The 420-nt window shown below is 38.6% G+C and carries 1 protein-coding gene; it reads right to left on the reverse strand.

Going from position 1 to position 420, the window contains the following annotated elements; translation table 11 throughout:
* On the reverse strand, positions 1-263 hold a 263-nt coding region (locus MiSe_RS49915; protein ID WP_226595054.1), incomplete at its 3' end, for a hypothetical protein.
* Positions 264-420 lie beyond the last annotated feature (157 nt).

Raw genomic sequence — 420 nt, forward strand, 5'->3', positions numbered from 1 at the left:
GTTAGCGTTAAACCGTCATTTCCATCTCCCTGCCACAATTGAATTTTAATACTTGTTCCACTAGGCTGTTCTATGAGATACTTTAAATACGCTCTATCTTTTGCAGCAGGTGACAAGGGCGCATCCCCAGAAAATACAGCCTCATTACCAGATACTGCTTCCTGCCTATATCCTACCGATATCAATTTATAATTTAGAGTTGCCCGATACTTGCTAGCATCCCAAACTTCATTAATAATTTCGCTAGTGAATTGAACCGGCATTATTTTACTAAATCAATCGTCTAATTAATTGTAACTGCATCGAGTCAAAGTTTTTCTAAAATTCTAGGAACTTGAGCAATACCTGCAACCAAAACCAAAGGCGCTAACTCTAATTGAGCCTACTTAGAGTCTCCCCCAAGAATTGCATCTAAAAGCA

Origin of the sequence: Microseira wollei NIES-4236, assembly GCF_020521235.1 — a bacterium.
GTDB lineage: Bacteria > Cyanobacteriota > Cyanobacteriia > Cyanobacteriales > Aerosakkonemataceae > Microseira > Microseira wollei.